This window comes from Ruegeria sp. HKCCD6647-2 (genome assembly GCF_057221075.1).
Map to the genome: position 1 here is coordinate 829,070 of NZ_JBWVBD010000001.1, position 22,177 is coordinate 851,246.

The 22,177-nt window shown below is 57.4% G+C and carries 21 protein-coding genes and 2 tRNA genes; 14 read left to right on the forward strand and 9 right to left on the reverse strand.

Annotation, left to right across the window (positions count from 1 at the left end; all coding sequences use genetic code 11):
- The 7 genes from AC2TDJ_RS03965 (at position 1) to AC2TDJ_RS03995 (ending at position 7,541) form a co-directional block, all read left to right on the forward strand.
- Positions 1-1,767: a sensor histidine kinase gene (locus AC2TDJ_RS03965; protein WP_480839450.1), complete on the forward strand. Its 1,767-nt coding sequence runs from the start codon at positions 1-3 to the stop codon at positions 1,765-1,767.
- Positions 1,764-2,993 (forward strand): sigma-54-dependent transcriptional regulator, encoded by a 1,230-nt coding sequence (locus AC2TDJ_RS03970; protein ID WP_480839452.1) that lies wholly within the window; start codon positions 1,764-1,766, stop codon positions 2,991-2,993. The genes AC2TDJ_RS03965 and AC2TDJ_RS03970 overlap by 4 nt, the downstream gene beginning before the upstream one ends.
- A 365-nt stretch (positions 2,994-3,358) precedes the next feature.
- Positions 3,359-4,360: a DctP family TRAP transporter solute-binding subunit gene (locus AC2TDJ_RS03975; protein ID WP_480839454.1), complete on the forward strand. Its 1,002-nt coding sequence runs from the start codon at positions 3,359-3,361 to the stop codon at positions 4,358-4,360.
- Positions 4,361-4,476: 116 nt separating this feature from the next.
- A complete protein-coding gene (locus AC2TDJ_RS03980; RefSeq protein WP_480839456.1) occupies positions 4,477-5,154 on the forward strand; it encodes a TRAP transporter small permease in 678 nt (225 codons plus the stop codon).
- Complete coding sequence (locus AC2TDJ_RS03985; protein WP_480839458.1) at positions 5,154-6,530, forward strand: TRAP transporter large permease; 1,377 nt, start codon at positions 5,154-5,156, stop codon at positions 6,528-6,530. Before AC2TDJ_RS03980 ends, AC2TDJ_RS03985 begins: the two co-directional genes overlap by 1 nt.
- Before the next feature lie 160 nt (positions 6,531-6,690).
- Complete coding sequence (locus tag AC2TDJ_RS03990; RefSeq protein WP_480839460.1) at positions 6,691-7,002, forward strand: DMT family transporter; 312 nt, start codon at positions 6,691-6,693, stop codon at positions 7,000-7,002.
- 92 nt (positions 7,003-7,094) lie between these two features.
- Positions 7,095-7,541 (forward strand): nucleoside deaminase, encoded by a 447-nt coding sequence (locus AC2TDJ_RS03995; protein ID WP_480839462.1) that lies wholly within the window; start codon positions 7,095-7,097, stop codon positions 7,539-7,541.
- Positions 7,542-7,550: 9 nt separating this feature from the next.
- Here the strand turns inward: AC2TDJ_RS03995 and tpiA are convergent, their stop codons facing one another.
- Both tpiA and AC2TDJ_RS04005 read right to left on the reverse strand, forming a co-directional pair.
- On the reverse strand, positions 7,551-8,300 hold the full coding sequence (gene tpiA / locus AC2TDJ_RS04000; protein ID WP_480839464.1) for a triose-phosphate isomerase: 750 nt from the start codon (positions 8,298-8,300) through the stop codon (positions 7,551-7,553).
- Between the two features lie 127 nt (positions 8,301-8,427).
- Positions 8,428-8,793, reverse strand: a complete 366-nt coding sequence (locus tag AC2TDJ_RS04005) for a HesB/IscA family protein (RefSeq protein ID WP_480839466.1) — start codon at positions 8,791-8,793, stop codon at positions 8,428-8,430.
- 205 nt (positions 8,794-8,998) lie between these two features.
- Here AC2TDJ_RS04005 and AC2TDJ_RS04010 point away from each other — a divergent pair, with 205 nt between their 5' ends.
- Positions 8,999-9,334, forward strand: a complete 336-nt coding sequence (locus AC2TDJ_RS04010) for a hypothetical protein (RefSeq protein WP_480839468.1) — start codon at positions 8,999-9,001, stop codon at positions 9,332-9,334.
- A gap of 236 nt (positions 9,335-9,570) precedes the next feature.
- Here the strand turns inward: AC2TDJ_RS04010 and AC2TDJ_RS04015 are convergent, their stop codons facing one another.
- The 3 genes from AC2TDJ_RS04015 to AC2TDJ_RS04025 all read right to left on the reverse strand — a co-directional run bounded on the left by AC2TDJ_RS04015 (position 9,571) and on the right by AC2TDJ_RS04025 (position 11,197).
- Complete coding sequence (locus AC2TDJ_RS04015) at positions 9,571-9,933, reverse strand: SUF system Fe-S cluster assembly protein (protein ID WP_480839470.1); 363 nt, start codon at positions 9,931-9,933, stop codon at positions 9,571-9,573.
- A 95-nt stretch (positions 9,934-10,028) separates the two neighbouring features.
- Complete coding sequence (locus tag AC2TDJ_RS04020) at positions 10,029-10,307, reverse strand: NfeD family protein (protein ID WP_480839473.1); 279 nt, start codon at positions 10,305-10,307, stop codon at positions 10,029-10,031.
- Positions 10,307-11,197 carry an SPFH domain-containing protein gene (locus AC2TDJ_RS04025; RefSeq protein WP_480839475.1) on the reverse strand — a complete coding sequence of 297 codons (891 nt, stop codon included), beginning with the start codon at positions 11,195-11,197 and terminating at the stop codon, positions 10,307-10,309. Before AC2TDJ_RS04025 ends, AC2TDJ_RS04020 begins: the two co-directional genes overlap by 1 nt.
- Before the next feature lie 175 nt (positions 11,198-11,372).
- Between AC2TDJ_RS04025 and AC2TDJ_RS04030 the strand changes: the two genes are divergently transcribed.
- The 3 genes from AC2TDJ_RS04030 (at position 11,373) to lon (ending at position 16,089) form a co-directional block, all read left to right on the forward strand.
- Positions 11,373-12,284 carry a nucleoside hydrolase gene (locus AC2TDJ_RS04030; protein ID WP_480839477.1) on the forward strand — a complete coding sequence of 304 codons (912 nt, stop codon included), beginning with the start codon at positions 11,373-11,375 and terminating at the stop codon, positions 12,282-12,284.
- Between the two features lie 65 nt (positions 12,285-12,349).
- Positions 12,350-13,480 (forward strand): tRNA guanosine(34) transglycosylase Tgt, encoded by a 1,131-nt coding sequence (gene tgt / locus AC2TDJ_RS04035; protein ID WP_480839479.1) that lies wholly within the window; start codon positions 12,350-12,352, stop codon positions 13,478-13,480.
- A 200-nt stretch (positions 13,481-13,680) separates the two neighbouring features.
- Positions 13,681-16,089, forward strand: coding sequence for an endopeptidase La (gene lon, locus AC2TDJ_RS04040; RefSeq protein WP_480839481.1), 2,409 nt, complete (start codon positions 13,681-13,683; stop codon positions 16,087-16,089).
- A 46-nt stretch (positions 16,090-16,135) separates the two neighbouring features.
- Here the strand turns inward: lon and AC2TDJ_RS04045 are convergent, their stop codons facing one another.
- Positions 16,136-17,722 carry an APC family permease gene (locus tag AC2TDJ_RS04045; protein ID WP_480839483.1) on the reverse strand — a complete coding sequence of 529 codons (1,587 nt, stop codon included), beginning with the start codon at positions 17,720-17,722 and terminating at the stop codon, positions 16,136-16,138.
- 127 nt (positions 17,723-17,849) lie between these two features.
- Positions 17,850-17,924 (reverse strand) — tRNA-Val (locus AC2TDJ_RS04050).
- A gap of 199 nt (positions 17,925-18,123) precedes the next feature.
- Here AC2TDJ_RS04050 and AC2TDJ_RS04055 point away from each other — a divergent pair.
- Positions 18,124-18,200, forward strand: a tRNA-Asp gene (locus AC2TDJ_RS04055).
- A 112-nt stretch (positions 18,201-18,312) separates the two neighbouring features.
- Positions 18,313-18,462 carry a hypothetical protein gene (locus tag AC2TDJ_RS04060; protein WP_480839485.1) on the forward strand — a complete coding sequence of 50 codons (150 nt, stop codon included), beginning with the start codon at positions 18,313-18,315 and terminating at the stop codon, positions 18,460-18,462.
- Here AC2TDJ_RS04060 and AC2TDJ_RS04065 read toward each other — a convergent pair.
- Positions 18,445-18,645 (reverse strand): hypothetical protein, encoded by a 201-nt coding sequence (locus AC2TDJ_RS04065; RefSeq protein ID WP_480839487.1) that lies wholly within the window; start codon positions 18,643-18,645, stop codon positions 18,445-18,447. The two genes, AC2TDJ_RS04060 and AC2TDJ_RS04065, sit on opposite strands and share 18 nt — an antisense overlap.
- Before the next feature lie 256 nt (positions 18,646-18,901).
- On the opposite strand from AC2TDJ_RS04065, the gene uvrA reads away from it, so the two are divergent.
- A complete protein-coding gene (gene uvrA / locus AC2TDJ_RS04070) occupies positions 18,902-21,760 on the forward strand; it encodes an excinuclease ABC subunit UvrA (RefSeq protein WP_480839489.1) in 2,859 nt (952 codons plus the stop codon).
- A 6-nt stretch (positions 21,761-21,766) separates the two neighbouring features.
- Here the strand turns inward: uvrA and AC2TDJ_RS04075 are convergent, their stop codons facing one another.
- Complete coding sequence (locus AC2TDJ_RS04075) at positions 21,767-22,150, reverse strand: hypothetical protein (protein ID WP_480839491.1); 384 nt, start codon at positions 22,148-22,150, stop codon at positions 21,767-21,769.
- Positions 22,151-22,177: the final 27 nt, after the last annotated feature.

Below are 22,177 nucleotides of genomic sequence, written 5' to 3' on the forward strand. Positions count from 1 at the left end.
ATGCAAAGAATTTGGGTCATTGTCGGTTTTCTGTTCGCGGTCGGTCTGCTGTCGGCTGCAGTCTGGACCTATGGGTATCGGCAAGCGTTGTCGCAGCTGAGCGAAAAGGCTGAGGCGGATCTGGAGCTTGCTTCGGACCGGCTTAGCTCGCAATTGCAGGTTTATCAGGAGCTGGCCGTGTTGATGGCCGAGCATCCTGATCTGGCGGGTCTGGGTGATCGGACCAACATATCTCGCGCACAAGCCCTGCTGTTGGAGGTTGCTGACAAGACCGCCGCGGTTGATGTTCTGTTTGCCGACCGGGATGGTCGTGTCCTTGCTGCGGCTCAGGGTGTCTTGAATGGCAATGTCTCGGATCACCCCGCCTTCAAGCGGGCTTTGCAGGGGTCTTTGGGCAGTTCCCACGGAGTTTTACCTACGGCCACAGACCAGAACTACACTTGGGTTCCACCGGGGACGGCAAACCGGATTTATTCATACGCCGCGCCGGCCTTTGGTCCGGATGGGCAGGTTATCGGTGCCCTCATGGTAATCGCCGATGTCGAAGACGTCGAAAGAACTTGGCGCGGCAGTACCGAGGCGGTTTTCTTTGTGGATCATTCAGGCCTTGTATTCATTTCCAACCGGTCGGATCTTTTGTTCTGGCAACGAGAGCCGGGGCAGATCGGTGTGTCGCCGCCGGGGGTGGATCTGGTTTTCTCATCCGTGCGTGTCGGCTCGCACGAGTTGTGGCGTTTGGGATGGGGCCCATACCTGCCACGCACTGCGTTGCATTTGGCCCGCGAGTTGCCAGTCATCGGCATGACCGGGGAAGTTCTGATGGATGTTGCCCCGGCGCGCCGCCTGGCTGCTTTGCAAGCTGCCGCAGTCGCTGCGATCTGTTTGGCGTTCGGGGCATTTCTGTTTCTGGCAACCGAGCGCCGGAGGACGTTGGCGGAGGCCAATGCCGTGCTAGAAAGCCGAGTACAACAACGCACGCGGGCCCTGACCGCTGCCAACACTGCTTTGCGGCGCGAAGTGGCCGAACGGGAAGAGGCGGAAGCGGCGCTGAAACAGGCTCAGGCCGATCTGGTTCAGGCTGGCAAGCTGAGCGCCCTGGGCCAGATGTCGGCAGGGATCAGTCACGAGTTGAATCAGCCGCTCATGGCGATTCAGCAATTTGCCGAAAACGGTGCAGCGTTTCTGGAAAGGGGAAAGGACGACAAAGCCGGTGAGAACCTTGGGCGAATTTCGGACATGGCGGCGCGCATGGCGCGGATCATCAAAAACCTGCGGGCATTTGCACGCAATGAAAGCGAACCCATGGGCAAGGTCGATCTGGTGCAGGTCATCAATACGGCTGTCGAACTGACCGAGGCGCGCCTGCGGGCCGATGGCGTTTCCTTGGATTGGAGGCCGTCCGGTGAACCGGTTTTCGCCTGGGGCGGCGAGGTGCGTCTGGTGCAGGTTTTCGTCAACCTGATCAACAACGCCGCTGATGCAATGAGCAATCAGGATGAACGTCATATTCAAATCGTGATCGAGACCGCCGAACGGTTGGCAGTTACTGTGCGGGACATCGGACCGGGTATCGAAGATCCCGAGAAACTGTTTGAACCCTTCTATTCGACAAAGGCCGTGGGTTCATCCGAGGGGATGGGCCTGGGCTTGTCGATTTCTTACGGTCTTGTGCAAAGTTTTGGTGGCAATATCCGTGGCGTCAACGCAGACAAAGGTGCGATCTTCACGGTCGAACTTGAGTATTTCAAAGAGGGCAAGGCCGCATGATCCGTAAGGTTTTATTGGTCGATGACGATGCCGCCGTGCGAGAGGCGCTGGCCCAGACTTTGGAACTGGCCGATTACGAACCGGTGACGGCAGGGTCTTTTGTCGCGGCCAAGGACCATATCCGCAAGGACTTTGCCGGTGTTGTCGTTTCGGATATCCGAATGCCGGGGCGCGATGGATTTCATCTTTTGTCCTATGCCCGCGACACCGATCCCGAACTGCCGGTTGTCCTATTGACCGGTGAGGGCGACATCCCGATGGCGGTTCAGGCCATGGGGCAGGGCGCATTCGACTTTCTGGAAAAACCCTGCGCGGCTGGCGATCTGCTGGCGGTGCTCGAACGTGCCTTTGAAGCACGTTCGCAAGTGCTGGAGCACCGTGCTCTGAAGCATGAAATGGAGAGAGGAGATCCGGCAGCGCGCATGCTTTTTGGTCGTTCGCAACAGGCCGAAGCGCTACGGGAACGGGTTCGGGCGGTGGCTCCGACGCGGGCCGAAGTCCTGGTCACGGGACCTGCCGGCAGCGGCATTTCGAAAGTTGCCGAGGTGGTGCATCTGATGTCGCCTGGCGGGCAGGGTCCGTTTGTCAAACGTACCGCGTCCGGGCTGACACCTGACGATCTGATACAGGGGTGCGAGGATGCAACGGGTGGGTCCCTGTTCCTCGATGAGGTATCGGCATTGTCCGATGCCACCCAGTACGCTGCATTGGAAGTGATCGAGAAGGGAAGCGGTGCGCGTATTATTGCTGGCACGACAGCCGATCTTTCAGATCTTTCCGCTGGCGGAAAATTCAATGCCGATCTGTTTTACCGGCTGGATGTCATGCGTGTGCGGATACCGGCTCTGTCCGAGCGGCCTGAGGATATTCCCGTGATCTTCCGTCACTATGTTGCGCAGGCGGCAGAGCAGGCAGGAATCGTCGAGCCGGAAATCACATCAGACCATTTGGCCTCGCTCATGGCGCAGGACTGGCCGGGGAATGCGCGGTCATTGATGTCCGCGGCCATGCGATTTGTTTTGGGGATGCCCGAAGAGGTGGCGAAGGCGGCCGATCTGGGGCTGAACGAACAGATGGCACGCGTGGAGCGGTCACTGTTGATCGCTGCCTTGGGACGGCACAATGGCAAGGCCTCTGATGCGGCCAAGGCCCTGAAATTGCCGCGCAAAACATTCTATGACAAACTTTCGCGCTATCAGATACGTCCGGAGGATTATCGCAGATAGCGCGCTCCCGCCGGCATTGACTGCATTGCATGCAGCCCGTGCCGTTGGGCCGGGCAGCCCGCGAACGCGGGCTGCGGTCGGTGCCGGATGCGAGGCAGGTGTGATTCGATTAAGCGAATCATGACTGTGCGGTTTTCCGCACAACTGACGAAAGTGGTGTGCGGATTTTCGCACGCGCTAGGATCGGATTCGCGGTCGATTCACAGTCTAAACCTGTAAGATACTGATAACAATATATAAAAAACCAGGGATGCAGTACTTAAACAAATCGTTGAGAGCCAATCCCTGATTCGCTTCACTTTGCACAATGATCGCTGACGAGGCGTTCAGCAGAGATTTCACAGAAGTCTGGGAGGAAAAGACATATGAAATTCCTGACAACAGCCGCCACTGCGCTTGCCCTGTCTGTCACCGCCACCGCTGGGTTCGCCGCCTGCGAAGAAGGTGAGATTGTGGTGAAGTTCGCACATGTGACCAACACCGATAAACATCCCAAGGGCATTGCTGCATCATTGCTTGAACAGCGCGTCAATGACGAGATGCAGGGCGTGATGTGCATGGAGGTCTATCCGAACTCCACGCTATATAACGACGACAAGGTGCTCGAAGCGATGCTGCAGGGTGACGTGCAGCTGGCCGCACCTTCGCTTTCCAAATTCGAGAAGTTCACCAAGCAGTTCCGCCTGTTCGACCTACCGTTCATGTTCAAGAACATCGACGCAGTCGACGCCTTCCAGGCCTCGGCCGAAGGTCAGGCGATGAAGGACAGCATGCAGCGCCGTGGCCTGCAGGGGCTGGCCTTCTGGCACAACGGTATGAAGCAGATGTCGGCGAACAAGCCGCTGGTTGATCCGTCGGATGCGGATGGTCTGAAATTCCGCGTGCAGTCATCGGACGTGCTGGTCGCGCAGATGGAAGCCATTGGCGGCAGCCCGCAGAAGATGGCCTTTTCGGAAGTTTACGGCGCGCTGCAACAAGGCGTTGTGGACGGACAGGAAAACACCTGGTCGAACATCTACGGCAAGAAGTTCTTTGAGGTGCAGGACGGCATCACCGAGACCAACCACGGTATCATCGACTATCTGGTTGTGACCTCGGTTGATTGGCTGGACAGCCTGGATCCGGAAGTGCGCGATCAATTTCTGACGATTCTCGCCGAAGTCACCGAGACGCGTAACAAGGAAGCCTTTGCAGTGAACGAAGCGGCCAAAGCCTCGATCACCGACGCCGGTGGCATCATCCGCGAGCTGAACCCCGAGCAGCGTCAGGCTTGGGTCGATGCCATGAAACCGGTCTGGGACAAGTTCGCCGGTGATGTGGGGCAGGACAAGATCGACGCCGCACAGGCCATCAACGCCGGATTCTGATCCGGGCACAGGCCGCGCATCCGGGGACTGGGGAGTTTGGGACGCGCAGGCCAGGGCGGGCCACGATTTGGCCCGCCGGTTTTACTCTCATCAAATAACAATGCGGGGACAGAGAGATGTCTGGTGCGAAATCCGGCCAGGGCGGGCTGGTCGACCATATCGAAGAGACGATGATCGCGCTTCTGTTGGGGTTGATGACGGTTGTCACCTTCGCCAACGTGATCGCGCGGTTTGTGTTTAATTCCAACATCCTGTGGGCACTTGAACTGACGGTATTCACATTTGGCTGGTTGGTTCTGTTGGGGGCATCCTATGCGGTCAAAAAACATGCTCATCTGGGGGTCGACGCGATCCTGAACATGCTGGCCCCGGCACCGCGCCGGATATTGGCGCTGATCTCGGTAGCCTGTTGTCTGGTGTTTTCGCTGCTGTTGCTGAAAGGGTCCTACGACTATTGGGCTGTCTTCGCCGACTTGCTGCCGACGTCGGGCCGTTGGTTCCCGACCGGGTTCGATGCCGGTGCACGCAGCCAAAGTTTCTATGAGGTCGACGATATCCCAATGGTCGCACCGCTGCGCTTTCTGGAAAACCTGATCAACTACGGCGAGGGCTACGAGAAATTGCCCAAAGTGGTGCCCTATCTGGTGCTGCCGGTGTCGATGCTGCTGCTGGTGATCCGTTTTGCTCAGGTTGGGGTGCAGATCTGGCGCGGTGAAACCGACCGGCTTGTCGCCAGCCACGAAGTCGAGGACGAGATCGAAGAGGTCCGGGCTCAGCAAGGAGAGCATGACTGATGGACGTAGTACTTCTTTTCTCGATGGTCATCGGCCTGCTTCTGATCGGAGTTCCGATTGCGGTTTCGCTGGGCCTAAGTTCGACCTTGTTCCTGCTGATCTATTCCGACAGTTCGCTGGCCTCGGTCGCGGGCACATTGTTCGAGGCGTTCGAGGGGCATTTTACTCTGTTGGCGATCCCGTTTTTCATTCTGGCGTCGTCCTTCATGACAACGGGCGGTGTCGCACGGCGGATCATTCGGTTCTCGATTGCTTGCGTTGGGCATTTGCCCGGCGGTCTGGCAATTGCGGGCGTGTTTGCCTGTATGCTGTTTGCAGCTCTGTCCGGATCGTCCCCGGCCACCGTGGTTGCCATCGGTTCCATCGTCATCGCCGGGATGCGTCAAGTCGGGTATTCCAAGGAATTCGCCGCCGGTGTGATCTGTAACGCCGGTACGCTCGGCATCCTGATCCCGCCGTCGATCGTGATGGTGGTCTACGCGGCGGCTGTCGAGGTTTCCGTCGGGCGCATGTTCCTGGCCGGCGTCATTCCGGGCCTGTTGGCCGGGCTGATGCTGATGGTCACGATCTATGTGATGGCCAAGGTCAAAGACCTGCCCAAAGGCGACTGGAAGGGCTGGGCCGAAATATTCACATCGGCGCGCGAGGCCGGCTGGGGCCTGTTCCTGATCGTGATCATTCTGGGTGGCATTTATGGCGGTATCTTTACACCAACCGAAGCCGCCGCTGTGGCCGCTGTCTACGCGTTCCTCATTGCCAGCTTTGTCTACAAGGACATGGGGCCTCTCAGCACCGAAGAAGGCACGCCGAACCTGCCCCTGCTGAAAAAGCCATACGCGCTGGTGACGGCGTTCTTCCACCCGGATACCAAGCATACGCTGTTCGAGGCCGGCAAGCTGACAGTGACATTGTTGTTCGTCATCGCCAACGCGCTGATCCTGAAGCACGTACTGACGGACGAGCAGGTGCCTCAACACATCGCCAGCGCCATGCTGTCCGCAGGTCTTGGTCCGGTGACCTTCCTGATCGTGGTCAACGTGATCCTTCTGATCGGTGGACAGTTCATGGAGCCCTCGGGCTTGCTGGTCATTGTTGCACCGCTGGTGTTCCCGATTGCGATCGAACTGGGTATCGACCCGATCCATTTGGGGATCATCATGGTGGTGAACATGGAGATCGGTATGATCACGCCGCCGGTCGGGCTGAACCTGTTCGTGACCTCAGGTGTAGCCGGGATGCCGATGATGAGCGTGGTGAAGGCGGCATTGCCGTTTCTTGCAGTCCTGTTTGTCTTCCTGATCATGGTAACTTACATCCCGTGGATTTCGACCTTCCTGCCCAATACTTTCATGGGGCCGGAGATCGTGACCAACTAGGCATTGTCAAAGTGTCGAAAGCCGGGCGGTGTTGTCCGCCCGGTTTTTTCTGCCTACCCCTCTTGAAACGGGATGCCGAGTTCCCAGATGAGGTGTGAGGACGACCTCTCCGTACTGGATCATCATTCGGGACGACCCGAACAGGATACGAGGTCACCTCATGGCATGGATCATGCTACTTGTTGCCGGAATACTTGAAGTTGTCTGGGCGGGTGCGATGAAGCAATCCGTCGGCTTCACGCGTTTTTGGCCCACTGCGATCATGGGAATATCGATGATCGGCTCGTTCGGATTGCTTGCCTTGGCGATGAAGGATCTGCCGCTGAGCACTGCCTACACAATCTGGGTTGGAATCGGTGCAGTCGGCGCCTTCGTGGTCGGCGTTACGATGATGGGCGAGGCACTGACTGCCACCCGCATATTGGCGGCGCTTCTGATAACGGCCGGGATCGTCACCATGAAATTGGCCTAAAGCGCCGCGCCGCACGCCAGCCTGACGTTGACGCCTTATCGGGCAATCGTCAGGCTGGCGGCAGAAAACTATCCAACAAAGGGCATCCCGTAATGTTGAGTGACACAGACGCGCGCCTGTTGCGCATTGCCTATGATGAGGCCAAGGCAGGCTTTGATGAGGGCGGCTGCCCCATCGGATCGGTGTTGGCCCGGAATGGCGAAGTGGTTGCGCAAGGCCGAAATCAACGCGTGCAGCAAGGCGATCCGATTGCGCATGGTGAAATGGATGCATTGCGCAGGGCAGGGCGGCAAAAGACATATCGGGATACGGTGCTTTATACTTCTCTGTCACCTTGCATGATGTGCACGGGAACGATCGTTCAGTTCGGCATCCCACGCGTTGTCATCGGCGACACTCGGAATTTTGGCGGTAACGAAGAGTTTCTGCGCCAGCGCGGGGTTGAGGTCATACTGGCGGAAGACCCCGACTGCATTGCGCTGATGCAGCGGTTCATTGCGGAAAAGCCCGAATTGTGGGCCGAAGATATCGCGGAATGAAGGCGGCTGTCATGCGCCTTCCAGCGCGTTGACGATGCCCGAGAAGTCCTTCGCCTTCAGACTTGCCCCACCAACCAGCGCGCCATCTACATTCGAAACGCCAAAGATTTCGGCCGCATTGTCCGGCTTGACCGAGCCGCCATACAGAAGGCGAACCGAACGGCCCACGCCTTCACCAAAGCGGCGTTCCAGGCGCGTGCGAATGAAGTCGTGAACCTCGCCGATTTGTTCCAGTGTCGGAACCTTACCGGTTCCGATGGCCCAGATCGGCTCGTAGGCAACGACAAGGTTTTCTCCTGTCGATTGATCCGGGATCGAACCTGACAACTGCCCACCGATGATATCGAGCGTATTTGCCGCTTCGCGTTGTTCCAGACTTTCGCCAACGCAGATAATGGCTGTAAGGCCAGCGTCCATCGCTGCACGGGCCTTGGCACGGACGTCCTCGTTCGTTTCGGCGTGATCTTCGCGCCGTTCCGAGTGGCCGAGAATAACCGCAGTCGCGCCCGCATCCATCAGCATTTCGGCGCTCAGATCACCGGTATGGGCCCCCGACACCGCCGAATGGCAGTTCTGCCCACCTACTGTGACGCCTGAACCGTTTGCCGCCTGAGCCGCGCGATGCAACAGGGTTGCCGGTGGGCAAATCAATACGTCGATTGATGGATCGGGATACATGTCGGCAAGGGCCGTGATTTCCGTTAGTGAGGCCCCGGTTCCGTTCATTTTCCAGTTTCCAGCCGCCATTTTGCGCCGCATCTGGTTTCCCTCTCTGCCTGAAGTGTTTTCAACCCGATACCATCGTCAGTCACGCCTGACAATTCCGGTTGCCCGGGCGCAATGCCTCGCCGGTTTCAGAAGGCAGAAAAAGGATCGGAAATGGCGGTTATCGCTGCACCGACAGCGTCTCGTCAAACTTGATGGACTCACCACATCCGCAGGCGTCGACCACGTTGGGGTTGCGGAATTTAAAGCCTGACTCAAGCAGGGACACTTCGTAGTCGATTTCGGTGCCGAACAGAAACATCTGCGCCATGGGTGCGATCATGACGCGCGCGCCATCCTGTTCAACGACCTCGTCGTTGGGATCAGCCTCGTCGACATAGTCCATGGTGTATTCCATACCGGCGCAACCGCCTTTCTTGACGCCGATGCGCAGGCCGGCATGGCCGCCCGAAGTCATCAGGCGCACAATCTGCTCTGCAGCCTTGGGCGTCATGGTTACGGCTTGTTTGCCGGGGATACCAAACATGGTGTGCTCCGTTCTCGCGTCTTGCCTCTAATTTAAGCCCGAGAGGCGTCAGGCTCAAGGGATTGCGGTTAATGCTTTTTCGATTGGCACCAAGCCTCGCTTAAATGGGCGGCGGGTTCCGGGTTGCCACAAGACCATTGGTGCCCTTAGCGTGTCAGGCATGGCAGTCAGCCAAGGTAATGTATTTCAAGAAAGGCGGTATTGCATGGCTATCCAATCACTCAGAAAGCCCTCGCGGCGCATGGTGTCAGGTCTGACCTGCATTTTTCTGGGCGCGTTCGCACATACCGCATTGGCCGATACCGAGCGGCATCCGGTCAATTGTTCCACCGCCGAAGGCGATCTTCGCGCAATTGCTGCCGAAAAAAAACATGCCCAGACGCAACAGGCAGAAAGTGTATTTGCCGTTACGCCCGCCGGAGCGCTGCTGGGCCTTGTGACGGGGACGGAAAACAAGCGCCTTGAGATGCTGTCAGGGGATTACATCAAGCAGCTGGATGACCGAGCGGCCGAGATCAAGTCAACCTGCGGTGTGAAATAACCGTTGAAAGGAAAAGGACCGCTCTCGGGCAAGAGCGGTCCAAGATTTGGGCCAGAGTTTGGGGACGGGAAACAGGAATTCGGCCCAGTTGCCCGACGCATAAGCTGTGGTGCGAAATGTGCTTGGCGTCTACGCGCCGAATGTTTCCCGCATCTTTGTGACGATTGCCCAACGAAACGGTAACAGGCAAATTACCGTTTCATGACAAAAGCTTGTTTTCTGTGGATAAACCCAGATTACATGAAGCCGAGTTCCAAGCGGGCCTCATCCGACATCATTTCCATGCCCCAAGGGGGCTCCCATGTCAGTTCGACGTCCACTTCTTTGACACCTGCGACCGGTTCGATCGCTTCGACGATCCAACCGGGCATGTCTCCGGCCACGGGGCAACCGGGGGCGGTCAGCGTCATGATGACTTTGACGGCGTTCTCATTGTTGATGTCAATCGTGTAAATCAGGCCAAGATCATAGATATTGACAGGGATTTCAGGGTCAAAAACCGTCCTGCAGGCTTCCACTACGGGTTCGTAGAGGGGATGCTCGATGGTTGAAGGCGCAATCAGCGGGCTGCCTTCAAACTGTTCGCTGGGGTGGGTCATTGATGCCTCGGGTCTGTTACCTGACGAATTATATAGGGAAAGTACGTGGCAGCGTCCAGAGGTGCAGTGGCGCCCGTATTGGGCGCCGACGCAGATTACTCATTTATGTCGTGATTAAAGGTCTTTACTTGTCCTTGGGGCAGGGCAAACATCCGGCGCAGTATCAACCACGCAACCAAAGACAGAACCGCGAAGATCAGCAACAGGACCGGAAGGCTGGGCGTGAGGCCAGGGATCAGAAGAAGGATCCCCGTGATCGCGGCCCCAATCGCAAAGCCCAGAAAGATGAAACCGGGCAGCGCGACCTCGACAATGGCAAGTACCAGAGCGCCGGCCAGCCAGATCCACCAGGTCAACCAGAAGGGATCAGCCATCATTTGCCTCCTTTCAGCATGTTGAAGGCGTTGCCAAAGGCCTCAAGCGCGTTGGCGGGGACAACAATAGTCTGCGAGCCAGTCCCGTTGCCAAGCGCATTCAGCGCTTCGACCTGTTTCAACGCGACCTGATATTGCGCCGCCTCGATACCGTTGTCCTGAATGGCCTTGGCGACGACACCCGTAGCATAGGCTTCGGCCTCGGCCTGAATGCGGCGTGCCTTCGCGGTCTGCTCGGCCGCGTAAAGTTCGGCATCAGCCTGCAGTTCGACTGCGCGTTTCTGACCCTCGGCCTCGGTGACCTGGGCCCGGCGGGCGCGCTCTGCGTTCAGCTGTTGCAGCATGGCGTCGCGGGTGGCCTGGTCCAGGTTTACGTCAAGAATCTCGGCACGGGTCACTTCGATCCCCCAATCGTCCACAGCGGTTTCGACGCTTTCCTGAATGCGCGTGATCAGCTGGGCGCGGTTGGACTGAACCTCATCCAGGTCCATCTTGCCGATCTCTGCCCGCACGATACCAGCCACCGTGGTAGCGATCGCACCGTCGACGTCACGGATACGATACACCGTCTTTTCCGGTTCCAGAATACGGTAAAACACCGAGGTGTCGATCTGTACCAGCACGTTGTCCTTGGTGATCGCGTCCTGCGTTGCATTCGGCAATTGGCGTTCAAGTATGGATATCTTGTGGCGCGCAACATCCAGAAATGGAACGATAAAGTTGATTCCCGGACCAAGCACCGAATGCAGGCGCCCGAACCGCTCGACCACGTATTTTTCGGACTGTGGAACAATCTTGATGCCCTTCAGGATGACGAGCACGATAAAGGCCGCAGCCAACAGGTAAATAATGTTCGACGTGAGCAGTCCGATAATCTGGTCTTCGGTCATGTCTGTCCTCATTTATTGTGTACATTGGTATACATTTGGGGATTGAGTCGCCCGTTTTCAACTCTGGTATGGATTGAGCGGGGCCTGTTGCAAAACGGTGAAAGTGATAATTAAAGCCGGAAATTCTATCCTGTGGCTGCTTTGCATCCCGAGATGATTGCGCTATCGGGGGCGGATGAAGCTGATAATTGACACTGACCCCGGCATCGACGACGCGATGGCGATTGCCTATGCCGCAGCCGCGCCCGAAATCGACCTGATTGGTCTGACGACCGTATTTGGCAATACCCATGTTCACCAGTCCAGCCGTAATTCGCGGTTTTTGCTGGATAAATTGGGGATTTCCATTCCAGTTGCACAAGGCGCGGCCTTCCCATTGGGTGCCGACCGCCACGCGCCTTCCGAGCATGTACATGGGCCCGAAGGCTTTGGCGATCTGACCGAGATTCCTCAAATCGGCGAGAACCACCCCCTGTCCGCCGCCGAGTTTCTGGTTGAAATGGCAAGAATGCACCGCGGGGAGCTGGTCGTTTGCGCAGTCGGGCCATTGACCAACATTGCGGATGCAATGCGTCTGGACGCTGAATTCGCCCAGAATCTGAAGAATCTGGTGATTATGGGTGGGGCCGTGTTCTGCCCTGGAAATATCACCGAACACGCTGAGGCGAATATCTATCACGATGCCGAGGCGGCTGATGAGGTCCTTGCAGCCCAGGCTCGGACCGTTCTGGTTGGCTTGGATGTTACATTAAAAACCCTCTATGAGCCGGCAGATTTTGAAGTCTTGGCGGAACGCTCGGCAGATATGGGTGGGTTCCTGCGAGACATTTCCCGATTCTACCTGAAGTTCTACAAGGATGTCGGCGGCCTCGAAGGGTGCGGGCTGCACGATTCAACGGCTGTGATTGCCTGCACTCACGCGACAATGTTCGAGATGGTGGAAACCGGATTGCGTGTGACGACAGATGGCCCCGCGCTTGGGGCGACCCGAACCGATCCGTCACGCCCACCGGTTTTGGTGTGTCGCGATGTCGATGGGGCAGGGGTTGTGAGCCTGTTTACCGAGCGGGTTTCCTCGCTGCCCTGACGGGTTGCAATGCCGAGGCAGATCGGGCAAATCCTGCCCGGTTCCGCGACCCCTGAGGCATCAAGATGACCGACCGTTTCTCCTTTGATCTGAAAGCCACCGACGGCAAGGCCCGCACTGGCGTTATTCACACGCCGCGCGGCGAGGTGCGCACTCCTGCCTTCATGCCGGTCGGCACGGCGGCGACGGTCAAAGCCATGATGCCCGAAAGCGTGCGCGCGACCGGGGCGGACATCCTGTTGGGCAATACCTATCACCTGATGTTGCGCCCCACGGCAGAGCGGATCGACCGCCTCGGCGGGCTTCACAAGTTCATGAATTGGGAGCGCCCTATTCTGACCGACTCCGGCGGTTTTCAGGTCATGTCACTGGCGGGTCTGCGCAAACTGACGGAAAAAGGCGTAACGTTCAAATCTCACATCGACGGGTCCAAGCACGAGCTGACGCCGGAGCGGTCGATGGAGATCCAGCGCCTGTTAGGGTCGGACATCGTGATGTGCTTTGACGAATGCCCGGCGTTGCCGGCAGACCGTGACCGAATTGCCGAGTCGATGCGCCTGTCGATGCGTTGGGCCGACCGGTCCCGCGAGGCGTTCGGCGACCGGCCCGGCCACGCGCTGTTTGGCATCATGCAAGGCGGTCTGGAACAGGACCTGCGCGAAGAAAGCGCCGAAGCCCTGAAGAACATCGGCTTTGAAGGCTACGCTGTTGGCGGTCTTGCGGTGGGAGAAGGGCAGGAGGCGATGTTCTCCTGCCTCGACTATGCCCCGGACTTTTTGCCGGAGGACAAACCGCGCTATCTTATGGGGGTAGGCAAACCGGATGATATTGTTGGCGCTGTTGCACGCGGGATCGACATGATGGATTGCGTTTTGCCGTCGCGTTCGGGGCGCACAGGGCAGGTTTTCACTCGGTTTGGTGTGGTCAACATCAAGAACGCCCGCCACGCCGACGACCCGCGCCCACTGGATGAGGCGTGTAGCTGCCCGGCCTGCTCGCACTACTCCCGCGCCTATCTGCATCATGTGTTTCGTGCAAACGAAATGATCTCGGGCATGCTGCTGACCTGGCACAACCTGCACTATTTCCAGGAAATCATGCAGGGCATGCGCGATGCGATCGCCGCAGGTACCTTCGAGGCGTGGCAAGCCGGCTTTCATGCGCGGCGTGCGCAAGGAGACATTGAGCCTCTTTGACAAGCGGTAATACGAATTTCCGCAGATATGTACCTTAGCGCCTTGCAGTCGGCTGAACCTCGGGTCATTCTTGAAAGTGTAATCGGCGGCAAGGTTGAAAATCGGCAAAAACGCCCCACCTGTACCGTCCAAGACAGGAGATGGCCAAAGGTTGCCTGAATCAGGGACCAGCGCCATCTTGCCAACAATAAGGATAGAGCATGCAAGAGCCTCTGAATTCCTCATACCCCGTCCTGCCGCTGCGCGATATCGTGGTTTTTCCGCATATGATCGTGCCGCTGTTCGTGGGCCGTGACAAATCGGTCCGCGCGCTGGAAGAGGTGATGCAGGATGACAAGCAAATTCTGTTGTCCAGTCAGATCGACCCCAGCGTCGACGACCCGGAAATCGACGGTATCTATCGAACCGGCGTTCTGGCCAATGTGCTGCAGTTGCTGAAATTGCCCGATGGCACCGTCAAGGTGCTGGTCGAAGGGCAGGCACGGGTCAAGATCACGGAATTTCTTGAAAACGAAGAGTTTTTCGAAGCTCGGGCAGAATACCTGACCGAGATCCCCGGCGATGTCACAACGACCGAGGCGTTGCTGCGTACTGTCGCGGATGAATTCGAGCGTTACGCGAAAGTGCGCAAGAACATCCCGGAAGAGGCTCTGACCGCCGTCGGTGAGACTGCCGAGCCTGCCAAGCTTGCGGACCTCGTGTCTGGTCATCTGGGCATTGAGGTCGAGCAAAAGCAGGAACTGCTGGAAACCCTCAGCGTCAGCGAGCGTCTAGAGAAGGTCTATGGCCTGATGCAGGGCGAAATGTCGGTTCTGCAGGTCGAGAAAAAGATCAAGACACGCGTCAAATCCCAGATGGAGAAGACGCAGCGCGAATACTATCTGAATGAGCAGATGAAGGCCATTCAGAAGGAACTTGGCGACGGCGAGGACGGCAGCAACGAAGTGGCCGAACTGGAAGCCAAGATCGCCGAGACCAAGCTGTCGAAAGAGGCGCGCGAAAAGGCGGAAGGCGAGCTGAAGAAGCTCAAGAACATGTCGCCGATGTCGGCCGAAGCCACCGTGGTGCGCAACTATCTGGACTGGATCCTGTCGCTTCCGTGGGGCACGAAATCCCGCGTCAAGAAGGACCTGGGCCGTGCGCAGGAAATATTGGACGACGATCACTATGGACTTGAAAAGGTCAAGGAACGGATCGTCGAATATCTGGCGGTTCAGCAGCGTTCGAAAAAGCTGAAAGGCCCGATCCTGTGCCTTGTCGGCCCTCCGGGTGTGGGTAAAACCTCGCTGGGTAAGTCGGTTGCCAAAGCCACGGGGCGCGAGTTCATCCGCATCTCGCTGGGTGGCGTGCGTGACGAATCCGAGATTCGCGGCCACCGCCGGACCTATATCGGTTCGATGCCCGGTAAGATCATCCAGGCGTTGAAGAAGGCGAAAACCACGAACCCGCTCATCCTGCTCGATGAAATCGACAAGATGGGGCAGGACTTCCGTGGTGACCCGGCCTCGGCAATGCTCGAGGTGTTGGACCCGGAACAGAACAACACGTTCATGGATCACTATCTAGAAGTCGAATACGACCTGTCGAACGTGATGTTCCTGACCACGTCCAACAGCTATAACATGCCTGGGCCTCTGCTCGACCGGATGGAGATCATCCCTCTGGCCGGTTACACCGAAGATGAAAAGCGCGAGATAGCCAAGCAGCACCTTATCGGCAAACAGATCAAGAACCACGGGCTGAAAACCAAGGAGTTTGAGCTGACGGATGAGGCGCTGCAAAAGATCATCCGCACTTATACCCGCGAAGCAGGTGTGCGGAACCTCGAGCGTGAAATCGCCAAGGTTGCCCGGAAATCGCTGACCAAGATCATCAAGAAAGAGGCGGAAACCGTGACGGTGACGCCTGAAAACCTTGATGAGTTCCTGGGCGTGCCGAAATTCCGTTACGGATTGGCTGAACAGGATGATCAGGTCGGTGTTGTCACCGGTCTGGCCTGGACCTCGGTTGGGGGCGACTTGCTGCATATTGAGGCGCTGAAACTGCCCGGAAAGGGGCGGATGAAGACCACCGGCAAGCTGGGCGACGTGATGAAGGAATCCATCGATGCGGCTTCGTCTTACGTGCGGTCTATCTCACCGCAGATTGGTGTGAAGCCTCCGCAGTTCGACAAGCTGGATATCCACGTGCATGTCCCCGATGGCGCCACGCCGAAGGACGGTCCGTCGGCGGGTCTGGCCATGGTCACATCGATTGTGTCCGTGCTGACGGGTATTCCGGTTCGCAAGGATATCGCGATGACCGGCGAAGTCTCTCTGCGTGGCAACGCGATGCCGATTGGTGGCCTTAAGGAGAAGCTTTTGGCCGCGCTGCGCGGCGGGATCAAAACCGTTCTGATCCCCGAAGAGAACGAAAAGGATCTGGCGGATATTCCTGACAACGTGAAAGACGGTTTGGACATCATTCCAGTCAAACACGTTTCGGAAGTTCTTGAACAAGCCCTGATCCACAAGCCCGAACCGGTTGAATGGGATGAAGCTGCGGAAGAGGCTGCGGCAGCTGCGGCAAAGTCCAGCGACGGCGCAGGCCAGTCCGCGACAGCGCACTAAGGCATCTTATTGCGAATAGAAAGGCGAGGGTTTTACCTCGCCTTTTTTACAGGCCGATAATTGGTTTCGCCGGATCCAATACCTCTTCCTCTTCGATGTATTTTTGGAACTTTTTGTCGGCAAGTGCGGACCGAATGGCCAGTGCAAAGATCACCGCGGAAAAGAGGATGCAAAGTACGATATCCCATCCGAACGGAATCTGTTTTAACGCGCCTTCGCCAAATTGACCGAGATACGAGATCAGGCCAATTCCGCCGAAATACGGCATCAGCCACAGTGCTTCGGTCACGTCCATATCGTCAAGGCGGCCGTGAAACCGGATCAGCAGCAACGCCATCCCGACAAGTAACGCGATACCGAGCCGCCACACCGTGTCCCAGCCGCTCCAATACACGACGAGTGTTGCGATGGCGAACGCGGACACCCCGACCAATTTGACGGCAGGCACGCGGATTGAACGTGGGCGGTCGGGTAAAAGGTCGCGCAAGCAGACCACCGCAATTGGTCCAACCGCAAAGGAAAGGACGATTGCAGCGCCGTTGAGGGCAATGACAGTGGTGAATGGAACGGTAAGCAGGAACAGGATTCCTATCAGAAAGTTCAACGCCAATGCCCAGAGCGGTACGCCGAATGACGATAGCATCTGAAGACGGCGCGGCAGAAATCCGTTCTGAGACAGCGCCAGTGCGATACGGGCATTTGAGCCGGTAGCAACCAATCCATTGCCGAAGGGGCCAATGACAGAACCCACATTTAGCAAACTGAGAAACCACAGGATTCCGACTGACATGATGATGCCGTCGAGCGGACCTTGTCCGCCAAAACTCAAATTGGCCCACCCGTTGCTGATCATTTTTGGATCAAGGGCGCCGATGAAGGCAACCTGAAGGCCCAGGTAAATGGCGGCGCACAGGATTATGGAAAGGACCAAGGCCGCAGGGATTGCGAACTTTGGATTCCGAACCTCGCCGGCCATGTCGACCACGTGGCGAAAGCCTATGAAGGAAAAGATGACCCCTCCGGTGGAAACGGCGGCCATGATGCCCTGCAACCCGTAAGGCGCAAACCCGTCTGGTTGAACAAAGTTCTGCGCGTCAAAACGACTTGCGATCAGTAGAACGGACAGGATGACAGGTATGGCGATTTTGGCCCAGGTCAGGACCGAATTTACCTGAGCAAAGAACTTCACGCCCAAGGCATTAACGGCGACGAAGACCAACATAAAAAACAACGCGACGGCAGTACCGGCCCCGGTCAGATCGCCAGTGTCAGCCGCGTGCAGCCAGGGCGCGTAGGGTGCGAGGTATTTCAGCATGGCCTCGACCTCGATCGGGGCCGTTGTGTTGTATCCGATCCAAGCGGTCCAACCCATTGCCATGGCAACGATGTTCCCATGAGAAAACTGAGGTACGCGGGCAATCCCGCCCGGAATCGGCAACATGGCAGAGATTTCGGCGAAAGTGATCGCCAGAATGAACATTGCGACTGCGCCGATGATCCAGGAAACTGTCGCCGCAGGACCGGCATGCTGTACTGCCAACAGTGGCCCGAACAACCAGCCCGATCCGATAATGCCGCCGACGGAAATGAACGTAAGGCCGACCAGGCCAATATCCCGTTTCAATTTGGCCATGCGCAACCCCGTCCACCAGCGCCGGTTGATCACACGGCTGATGCCGGAACGATACGCGGCAGTATTGCTGGCTGGCAAGCCCTGCAGATTCAAGCCTTTAGCACGCGCCAGTCTACATTTGTGGGAATGGTGGGTGATAAGAGATTTGAACTCCTGACATCTTCGATGTGAACGAAGCGCTCTACCACTGAGCTAATCACCCGTAGCGACGGCTCTTACAGCGCTTTTCCACCGTCGACAAGTGGGGGGCCGCAATAATTGAAAGGCAGTTGGCGAGGGCGACGAAATTACTCAGCCGGAAACAAAAACCGGTACTGTTCGAAAAAACTTCAAAACGCCGCTTGACGCTGCCCGACCGTAGCCATAATACACCCCAACGTTCAGCAACGAACGGGCAGCGGGCGGTTGTAGCTCAGTTGGTTAGAGTACCGGCCTGTCACGCCGGGGGTCGCGGGTTCGAGCCCCGTCAACCGCGCCATTTCCCTTCACGACGATTGCAAAGCATGGCACAGACAATCATCGCCTGGTCGATGTTTTTGGAATCGTTTGCCATCGTAAAGCCGAAAAACTTAGTAGTCCCGAGGTGACATGTGGCCAGTTTGAATCGCGTGGTAATCGCCCGTCACAGCCTCCGGTGGATTCGCGAGCTTCAGCCCGACACGCTGGATGTGGCCGAGATTTCAGGTAGTTGGGGCAAGCAGTTCGGGTTTCGCAGCTACAGCTCATTCTGGCACGCGTAGCATGACATATGCAGTGGGCTGGTTCTGGACGAGCAGGGACAGGTTCGACAGTTCGACCTGATCCTTGCCAATCAGGTCCGGGAACATCTTGACCGGCCATTTGAGGCCACGCTCAACTTTCTCGAAATGCTTCGGTCTGGTGGGTATTTCTGGCTGGCGGTCCCGTTTTTCGTCCCGTTTCATGCGGCGCCAAATGGTTTTTCACGCTGGTCGGCCAGAGGCCTCGTGAATCTGCTGACGGAATGCGGCTTTGACCCGATCGGGAAAGTTTGGAAAACGACCCTGATTTTCCCATTTGCGCGTGGGTTATAGCCCGCAAATCACCGGACTGAGCCATAGGTGCGAGAAAAACCGCCCGTTCACACTTTGTTCTAATTTTTCTGTTGGAGACTCAGAGCGGCTCGCCTATTTCTAGGACACTGTCATTTTGGGGGCCGCGATGGCTGAACTGAAGAATATCGAGGTACGCGGTGCGCGCGAGCACAACCTCAAAAGCATCGACGTGGATATCCCGCGCGATCAGCTGGTGGTGATCACCGGATTGTCGGGATCGGGCAAGTCCTCGTTGGCCTTCGACACCATCTATGCCGAAGGGCAAAGGCGGTATGTCGAAAGCCTGTCAGCCTATGCGCGGCAGTTTCTGGACATGATGGAAAAGCCGGATGTCGACCACATCAGTGGCCTGTCTCCTGCGATTTCGATCGAACAGAAAACAACCTCCAAGAACCCCCGTTCAACCGTGGGGACGGTTACCGAGATCTACGACTATCTGCGCTTGCTGTTTGCCCGTGCCGGCACGCCATATAGCCCTGCAACCGGGCAGCCAATCGAAGCTCAGCAGGTGCAGGACATGGTCGACCGGATCATGACGATGGAGGAAGGAACGCGTGGCTATCTTCTGGCCCCCATCGTACGTGATCGGAAGGGGGAGTACAGAAAAGAGTTTCTGGAACTGCGCAAGCAGGGCTTTCAGCGTGTGAAAGTGGATGGCGAGTTCTACGAATTGGACGAACCGCCGACGCTCGACAAGAAGTTCCGCCACGATATTGATGTGATTGTTGATCGGCTCGTGGTTCGTGAAGGCATGGAAACTCGTTTGGCGGACAGCCTGCGAACCGCTCTGGATTTGGCAGACGGGATTGCCGTTCTCGAAACTGCGCCACGCGAAGGCGACCCTGAACGCATCACCTTCAGCGAGAATTTTGCCTGTCCCGTCAGCGGCTTCACGATCCCCGAGATCGAACCGCGCCTGTTTTCGTTCAACGCGCCTTTCGGAGCGTGCCCGGACTGTGACGGTCTGGGGGTTGAGCTGTTTTTCGACGAACGGCTGGTGGTGCCGGATCAGACGCTGAAACTCTATGACGGTGCTCTGGCGCCGTGGCGTAAGGGGAAATCGCCTTATTTCCTGCAAACGATCGAGGCAATTGCCCGGCACTACGAGTTCGACAAGAACACGCCCTGGAAAGACCTTCCGGCAAAGGTACAGCAGGTGTTTCTGCGCGGATCAGGCGATGAGGAAATTCAATTCCGCTATGACGAAGGTGGGCGAGTTTATCAGGTCACGCGAAGCTTTGAAGGCGTCATCCCGAACATGGAACGCCGCTATCGCGAGACCGACAGCGCCTGGATACGCGAAGAGTTTGAACGCTACCAAAACAACCGCCCCTGCGGCACGTGTCATGGTTACCGACTTCGGGCCGAAGCTCTGGCGGTCAAGATTGCAGGTCTGCATGTTGGGCAGGTGGTCGAAATGTCGATCCGCGAGGCATTGGCCTGGATCGAGGACGCACCGAACCATCTGAGCGCGCAAAAGAACGAGATAGCACGTGCCATTCTGAAGGAAATTCGTGAGCGGTTGGGTTTCCTGAATAATGTTGGTTTGGAATATCTTACACTGTCTCGTTCAAGTGGTACGCTCTCGGGCGGCGAAAGCCAGCGTATCCGACTTGCCAGTCAGATCGGGTCGGGCCTGACCGGCGTTCTGTATGTTCTGGACGAGCCGTCGATTGGTTTGCATCAACGGGACAATGACCGGCTATTGGGTACGCTCAAGAACCTCCGGGATCAAGGCAACACAGTCATCGTGGTCGAGCATGACGAGGAAGCCATCCGAGCCGCGGATTATGTCTTCGACATCGGCCCCGGCGCAGGGGTACACGGTGGGCAGGTCGTCAGCCACGGCACACCGGATCACATTGCGGGTGATGCGGCCTCGATCACCGGGCAGTATCTTTCGGGGACGCGGGAAATCCCTGTGCCGACCGAGCGGCGTAACGGTAAGAAGCAGAAAGTCACGGTGGTTAAAGCCACGGGCAACAACCTGAAGAACGTGACGGCCGATTTTCCCCTGGGTAAGTTTGTCTGTGTGACCGGAGTGTCCGGGGGCGGCAAATCGACTTTGACGATCGAAACCCTGTTCAAGACAGCGTCGATGCGCCTGAACGGCGCGCGGCAGACGCCTGCACCATGTGAGACGATCAAGGGGCTGGAGCATCTGGACAAAGTCATCGACATCGACCAGCGCCCCATCGGGCGGACTCCGCGTTCGAATCCAGCGACTTACACCGGGGCCTTCACCCCGATCCGCGACTGGTTTGCCGGGCTGCCCGAGGCCAAGGCGCGCGGATACAAACCCGGTCGTTTCAGCTTTAACGTCAAAGGCGGACGGTGCGAGGCGTGTCAGGGCGATGGCGTGATCAAGATCGAGATGCACTTTCTGCCCGACGTTTACGTCACTTGCGAAACCTGCAAGGGCGCGCGGTACAATCGCGAGACGCTCGAGATCAAGTTCAAGGGTAAGTCCATCGCGGATGTCCTTGATATGACTGTGGAAGATGCGCAGGAGTTCTTTAAGGCGGTGCCGTCAATCCGCGACAAGATGGACGCACTGGCGCGCGTTGGACTGGGATACATCAAGGTCGGGCAGCAGGCGACGACCCTGTCGGGTGGCGAAGCGCAGCGGGTAAAGCTGTCGAAGGAGCTCAGCAAACGTTCGACGGGCCGGACATTGTATATTCTGGATGAACCGACCACGGGTTTGCATTTCGAAGACGTTCGCAAACTGTTGGAAGTGTTGCATGAACTGGTCGATCAGGGAAATTCGGTTGTCGTGATCGAGCACAATCTGGACGTGGTAAAAACCGCCGACTGGATCATCGATATCGGTCCCGAAGGCGGGGACGGAGGCGGTCAGATTGTGGCGGAAGGCACGCCAGAGGATGTGTCGGGTTGCGACCGCAGCCACACGGGGCGGTATCTCAAGCCGATGTTGAACCCGGAACGCGTGGCTGCCGAATAGGTCGGGTCAATAAAGGATGTCGGCCACTGCGCCGATCAGATTCAGCACTTTTCGCGTTTCCGGGTCCACACGGTAAACATAGTCACCGGCGCGAATATAGTTGCCGCCGCGGTTCAGACCGTAGCGGTACGGATCGTTGATCCAGGCATAGTCACTGTCAATCCGGTCCCCGACCCGGTAGCGGTTCTTCACCTGACCGGGGGGAACACAAGGTACCGCTTTTTTCGCCAGTCCCGGCGGGCAATGACCGCTCTTCCCGGCGCTCGGAGTGATGCGATGGACTTCGAACGAATCCTTGGATTTGCCTTTTCCCTTGCCATTTCCCGCCATCGCAGGAACGGACCCGAGGGCCACGGCGGCCATCACGGCAATGCTCAGAACTGATTTCATCGGCACACTCCAACTTCGCTGCGCACG

What these genes read in the sequence shown, in the direction of transcription:
- AC2TDJ_RS04030 (WP_480839477.1), top strand. Translation starts at nt 11,373, where the DNA reads ATGAAGCTGATAATTGACACTGACCCCGGCATCGACGACGCGATGGCG.
- AC2TDJ_RS03975 (WP_480839454.1), top strand. Translation starts at nt 3,359, where the DNA reads ATGAAATTCCTGACAACAGCCGCCACTGCGCTTGCCCTGTCTGTCACC.
- AC2TDJ_RS03970 (WP_480839452.1), top strand. Translation starts at nt 1,764, where the DNA reads ATGATCCGTAAGGTTTTATTGGTCGATGACGATGCCGCCGTGCGAGAG.
- AC2TDJ_RS04025 (WP_480839475.1), bottom strand. Translation starts at nt 11,197, where the DNA reads ATGACCGAAGACCAGATTATCGGACTGCTCACGTCGAACATTATTTAC.
- tpiA (WP_480839464.1), bottom strand. Translation starts at nt 8,300, where the DNA reads ATGCGGCGCAAAATGGCGGCTGGAAACTGGAAAATGAACGGAACCGGG.
- AC2TDJ_RS04075 (WP_480839491.1), bottom strand. Translation starts at nt 22,150, where the DNA reads ATGAAATCAGTTCTGAGCATTGCCGTGATGGCCGCCGTGGCCCTCGGG.
- AC2TDJ_RS04065 (WP_480839487.1), bottom strand. Translation starts at nt 18,645, where the DNA reads ATGAAACGGGACGAAAAACGGGACCGCCAGCCAGAAATACCCACCAGA.
- AC2TDJ_RS03985 (WP_480839458.1), top strand. Translation starts at nt 5,154, where the DNA reads ATGGACGTAGTACTTCTTTTCTCGATGGTCATCGGCCTGCTTCTGATC.
- AC2TDJ_RS04015 (WP_480839470.1), bottom strand. Translation starts at nt 9,933, where the DNA reads ATGACCCACCCCAGCGAACAGTTTGAAGGCAGCCCGCTGATTGCGCCT.
- uvrA (WP_480839489.1), top strand. Translation starts at nt 18,902, where the DNA reads ATGGCTGAACTGAAGAATATCGAGGTACGCGGTGCGCGCGAGCACAAC.
- AC2TDJ_RS04010 (WP_480839468.1), top strand. Translation starts at nt 8,999, where the DNA reads ATGGCTATCCAATCACTCAGAAAGCCCTCGCGGCGCATGGTGTCAGGT.
- AC2TDJ_RS04005 (WP_480839466.1), bottom strand. Translation starts at nt 8,793, where the DNA reads ATGTTTGGTATCCCCGGCAAACAAGCCGTAACCATGACGCCCAAGGCT.
- AC2TDJ_RS03980 (WP_480839456.1), top strand. Translation starts at nt 4,477, where the DNA reads ATGTCTGGTGCGAAATCCGGCCAGGGCGGGCTGGTCGACCATATCGAA.
- AC2TDJ_RS04045 (WP_480839483.1), bottom strand. Translation starts at nt 17,722, where the DNA reads ATGGCCAAATTGAAACGGGATATTGGCCTGGTCGGCCTTACGTTCATT.
- tgt (WP_480839479.1), top strand. Translation starts at nt 12,350, where the DNA reads ATGACCGACCGTTTCTCCTTTGATCTGAAAGCCACCGACGGCAAGGCC.
- lon (WP_480839481.1), top strand. Translation starts at nt 13,681, where the DNA reads ATGCAAGAGCCTCTGAATTCCTCATACCCCGTCCTGCCGCTGCGCGAT.
- AC2TDJ_RS04020 (WP_480839473.1), bottom strand. Translation starts at nt 10,307, where the DNA reads ATGGCTGATCCCTTCTGGTTGACCTGGTGGATCTGGCTGGCCGGCGCT.
- AC2TDJ_RS03990 (WP_480839460.1), top strand. Translation starts at nt 6,691, where the DNA reads ATGGCATGGATCATGCTACTTGTTGCCGGAATACTTGAAGTTGTCTGG.
- AC2TDJ_RS03965 (WP_480839450.1), top strand. Translation starts at nt 1, where the DNA reads ATGCAAAGAATTTGGGTCATTGTCGGTTTTCTGTTCGCGGTCGGTCTG.
- AC2TDJ_RS03995 (WP_480839462.1), top strand. Translation starts at nt 7,095, where the DNA reads ATGTTGAGTGACACAGACGCGCGCCTGTTGCGCATTGCCTATGATGAG.